This is a genomic window from Salinisphaera sp. RV14, assembly GCF_052044135.1.
Taxonomy (GTDB): Bacteria; Pseudomonadota; Gammaproteobacteria; order Nevskiales; family Salinisphaeraceae; genus Salinisphaera.
The window spans coordinates 1-4,666 of record NZ_JBQDYF010000039.1; the positions used below are offsets into that span (position 1 = coordinate 1).

4 protein-coding genes are annotated in these 4,666 nt (G+C 61.2%); 2 read left to right on the plus strand and 2 right to left on the minus strand.

Annotated elements, in window-relative coordinates:
* A partial coding sequence (locus ACS8Y6_RS18235) for a diguanylate cyclase domain-containing protein (protein ID WP_440856226.1) occupies positions 1 to 1,730 on the minus strand: 1,730 nt, incomplete at its 3' end.
* Positions 1,731 to 1,738: 8 nt separating this feature from the next.
* Positions 1,739 to 3,208, minus strand: a complete 1,470-nt coding sequence (locus ACS8Y6_RS18240; RefSeq protein ID WP_440856227.1) for an ATPase domain-containing protein — start codon at positions 3,206 to 3,208, stop codon at positions 1,739 to 1,741.
* Between the two features lie 696 nt (positions 3,209 to 3,904).
* On the opposite strand from ACS8Y6_RS18240, the gene ACS8Y6_RS18245 reads away from it, so the two are divergent.
* Both ACS8Y6_RS18245 and ACS8Y6_RS18250 read left to right on the plus strand, forming a co-directional pair.
* Entirely contained in the window at positions 3,905 to 4,147 is a 243-nt protein-coding gene (locus ACS8Y6_RS18245; RefSeq protein ID WP_440851669.1) for a type II toxin-antitoxin system ParD family antitoxin, read from the plus strand.
* A complete protein-coding gene (locus ACS8Y6_RS18250; RefSeq protein WP_440851668.1) occupies positions 4,140 to 4,442 on the plus strand; it encodes a type II toxin-antitoxin system RelE/ParE family toxin in 303 nt (100 codons plus the stop codon). The genes ACS8Y6_RS18245 and ACS8Y6_RS18250 overlap by 8 nt, the downstream gene beginning before the upstream one ends.
* Positions 4,443 to 4,666: the final 224 nt, after the last annotated feature.

Below are 4,666 nucleotides of genomic sequence, written 5' to 3' on the forward strand. Positions count from 1 at the left end.
CCTTCGCTATCCTGCCAGCGCAGCAGGGCCTCCACGCCCACGACCCGTCCGGTCGCCGTCTCCCACAGCGGCTGATAGTGCAGGCTGAATTCTTCGTGCTCCAACGCGTGATGCAAGCGCGCTTCGAGCGTGAAGCGCCGCTGGCGCCTCTGGGCGGTCTGCGGGGAATAGAAGGCGATTCCATTGCCGGCCTGCTTGGTCTGGTACATGGCGGCGTCCGCCTGGCTGATGACCGACTCCGGATCCGCGCTATAGTGCGGGAACAGGCTGATGCCGATGCTCGCACCGATGCGGTGGCTGAATCCTTCGATATCGAACGGGCGCCGCAGAATCTGGATGATCCGCGCGGCCAGCGTCTCCGCGGCCTGGGCCAGGCGCTTGACGCTCGCTTCTGCGTCCTCGGGGCCGGGCGGCCGCCGCGGCTGGTCCATCATGATCACAATGAACTCGTCACCGCCCTGACGCGTCACCCAGTCTCCTTCACGCAGGGTGCCCTGAATGCGCTGGCTGACGCTGCGTAGCATGTTATCGCCCGCCACATGCCCCAGCGCGTCATTGACCAGCTTGAAATCGTTGATATCAATGAACAGCACCGCGGCGGCCTTCGGCGTTTCGCCCTCGGCCATGCGGCCCATATGATCCTGCTGGAACTGCTGCAGCAGGAAGCGTCGGTTGGGTAGCCCCGTGAGCGGGTCGTGATAAGCGAGCTGGCGAATCTCCTCCGCTTGGCGTTCGCGCTCGCGATCGAGGTGCAACTTGTCCAGCCCAAACGTGAGGTTCGCGGCCAGGCGTTCGAGCAATTCGCGGACCTGGCAGTCGAAATCGCCGCTGTGCGCGGAATACACACTCAGGACACCGGCGGGCCCGGCGCTCGGCTTGAGCGGTAGCGCAATCGCCGCGCCCAAGCCCCAGGCCGCCATGTCGTCTCGCCAGGGCTCGACCCGGGGATCATGGGCCAGATCCGCCACGATATGGGTCTCCCCGATGGCAATGGCACGCCCCACCGGGCCCTGTCCCCGCGCGCCCTCGCCCACCTGGATCAGGGCGCGGCGCGCATACTGGGCGGCCGGGCCGGAGATCGCCACTTTCCGGATATTGCTGGTCTTTTCCGAGCCGGTCGAATCCTCCAGAAAGCCGACCCAGGCCAATGAATACTCCTCGAACTGAGTGATAATGCGGCAGATCGCATCGAGCAATCCCTCCTCGGTGGTCTTGCGCAACATGATCTCGTTGCAGGCGTTCAAAGTACGCAGCGCCCGGCTCAGCCCGCTCAGATCCCGACGCGTGGCGTCGTGGGCTTCGTACTGACGCTGCGACAGCGCGCGCAGACGCAATAGATTGGCGACCCGCGCCCGCAGTTCCAGGCCGGTCGTCGGCACACGCAGAACATCGTCGACCCAATCGCCCAATGCTTCAGGCAGCCGCGCTTTACCCCCAGGGTTCTGTGACGTCAACACCAGCACTGGAAGCACGACCAGCCCGGCCTCCTCGCGTCGCTGCATGATCGGTTCGCGCAAGCGTTCGAGCGATAAGGCATCCACGATGAGCAGGTCAAAATCGAGGGTATCCAGACCGTCGTCCTGCAGGCGGATCAGCGTCAATCGGTCGTCCGCTGCCAGTAGGCGTGACAGGAGTCTGAAGTCGGCATCCGAGCGGATGGCGACAGCCAGCCTAGCCCGGTTCATCCCCAGGGCGGCCGGCAGGGCCTGGCGGCCTGCATTTGATGTCATCTGAGCTCCTACGCGTCGCCCAGCGTGTCCGGCAAGCCACTCATGATACCGCGCATTCCCGTGATCGGCGCCCCGACGGTGAGGCCCTCAGCGGTGATCTCGAAATGGCGTAGCATCTTCTCGAAATTACCGGTGCGCTTTTTGAGCATGCCGATGGTCTTTTGCAATGCGCCGTCAAGTTCGATGTAGCGCAACATGAGCACGGCGTCCGCGAGATAATTGATGCCGTACTCACTCACATGGACCTCGCTACCGGCAATGGCACTGACTTCGCTGATCAGCAGCACCGTGACGCCCATATTCGACAGATACCGGCACAGCGCATGGATATGCGGGGTCACCTCCTCACCGCGCACCGACTGGCGATAGCCCGAAATACTATCCAGCATGACGATTCGGACCCCGCGCTCTTCCACCTCACGCCGCACGCCGCAGGCGAATTCTTCGGGCATGTACCGCAACGGCTCGATCTCCTCGACCGCGAGCATGCCGGTGTTGATCATCTCGGTCAGCGGAATACCGATCTGCTCGCAACGATGGCTGAGGGTACCGACCCGCTCCTCGAAGGAGAAGATCACGGAGCGCTCGCCGCGGCGGGCCGCTTCCCGCATCACATGGGCCCCGAGCGACGTCTTGCCGACACCGGAGGGTCCGGAGATCAGGGTCATGGTACCGCGCTGTAAGCCGCCGCCGGTCAGCGCATCGAGCCCGGCCAGTTCGAAAGGGATCGCCTCGGCCGTAAACGTCTGCCGGTGATCTTCGGGAATCAGGCGGGGATAGATCTGCATGCCGTGATTTCCCAGCCGCACGGCATGGCGGCCCTCGGCAAATCCCGTGCCGCGGCACTTGAGCACGTGCAGCGCCCGTCCGGCCTCATCTCGCTCGAGCTTCAGGGTGCCGTCGCCCAGGTATTGCAGATCGTCATCCGCGGCCGTGCCCTGCTCGGCTGTGAACAGAACGGTCGCGCCGGCCGCCGTCAGGTATTGCAGCAGCGCCATAACCTGTTTGCGGAACTGGAAGGCATCGGGCACCAGGTGTCGGAACTGGCTCAGCGCGTCAATGAACACGCGTCGCGGGATCCCATCTGGGCAGGCAAAATCGATCCGCTCACGCAGGTCCGGCGCTTCGGCCTCCCAGGGTTCCAGCAATTGATAGCTGGCCAGGTCGTGGTCGGCATCGCCCAGGGTCAGATCCAGCAGCGTAACCGCGGACAGATCGAGGCCGATGCTCGCCGCGTCATCCCGGATGTCGTCCGCCACCTCGCCCAGGCTGACCAGCAGGGCCGGCTCGTCCTCGGCCGCGGCCAGGAAATGCAACCCCAGCGTGGTCTTGCCGCTACCCGGGCCGCCGGAGACCAGATAAGCGCGACGGGGCACAAACCCCCCGTGAAGCACGGCGTCGAGACCGCCGATGCCGCTAGGGACCCGTGGTTTGCCCTGACGTACGCTTGGCTTGTTCTTAAGGATTTTCGGCTCCAGATTTACTGTTTACTATCCGTTCAGAAGCTCTCACAAAACGACGGCTAGAGTCGGCCCGTTCACCATGCTGAACGCTCCACTAGTCGACGAACCTAGAAACGGTCGAGGGTCGTCGCGACGCCTCCCAGCATGCGATGCATATGCGCGTCGAAAGGCGGGTATAGGAGCCCAATGAGGGGATGAGTCGTCACAGAGACCACCATTGACGGTGTCACGACGAGCGGGGCTTGTATCATTGGAGGGTTGATCAGCGTATTTGCGATTCTGACTTTACTTTTTCGAGCTATAAGCCGAGACCCTGACCTATCGTGGACTGGTCGTAAAGCCGTAAAAATACTGATTACCATCCCGATAGGCGCTTGGAATGCATAAACGATGTCTGGCGCATTCCGGATACCCTTTGGACAAAGAGGGAGTTGCGGCATACGGGGCGAACAGGGGAAGGGGCAAATACGCCAAGGATTGAGTGCCCTGCGCAGCGGAGGCCGAATCTGAAGCGCGAGAGCACGCCAGCCATCGACGGACGGTACGGACGGAAACGCTGTCCTCGACGATCAGCCGGTCCTCAAGGGGTACGTTCGACGATCGGCTTACCGGACAGCCAATAGCGGGGAAAGATCGTCCGGCCCGACTTTATCCTACCTCTGCCTGAAATCTGCTATTCTGTGTTAATAGATCACACAGGTGAGGCGACTTATGCCCCGGACAACGAGTGTCACGATCGGTTCGCAGTTGGATGAATTCGTAGGAAGCCTGATCGCTTCGGGCCGTTACGGTTCGACGAGCGAGGTCATGCGTTCAGCACTCCGATTGCTCGAGCGCCAAGAGAATCAGCTGTTGGCTCTGAGAGCGGCGATAGAAGCAGGCGAGCGCAGTGGCGAAAGCGATGAATCCCTTCATGACATCGCAGCGCGGGTGAAGCAGAAGCACCATGTATAGGCTGTCGCGCCTGGCGGGCGACGACTTCGCAAGTATCTTCGAGTACACGTGGGTCGAATTCGGGCCACGCCAAGCCGACGCCTATACCGACGAGCTAGAAAAGACGCTTCAACTCCTGTCGAGTTCTCTGCTTGTAAGTCATGAGTGCCCGGAGATCGCGGCCAGCATACGTCGTCATGATCACCAGCGGCACGCGATTTTTTATCGCCATCGAGACGAAGGGATATTCGTTATCCGGATACTCCATCAGAAGATGGATATTCAAAATCAAATATTTAATTTTGAACAATATTAACCCGAAATTTGCACAAATTCGGCCGACAGCGACAAAAGGTTTGAGTAGCTGAGTCTACTGCCGTCTTTTTGTCCATTGTATCGGCGCGATTCGATAAATCCGCATGGCCATAGCACCTCAACGCGCTTATCACAGTCGGTTCCAGGGCTTTAAACGGCTCTCTGGACGCAAGGCATCTGACCCGGTCCGCTCGGAATCGAGTCAATGAAGGTCAAATGACGGGC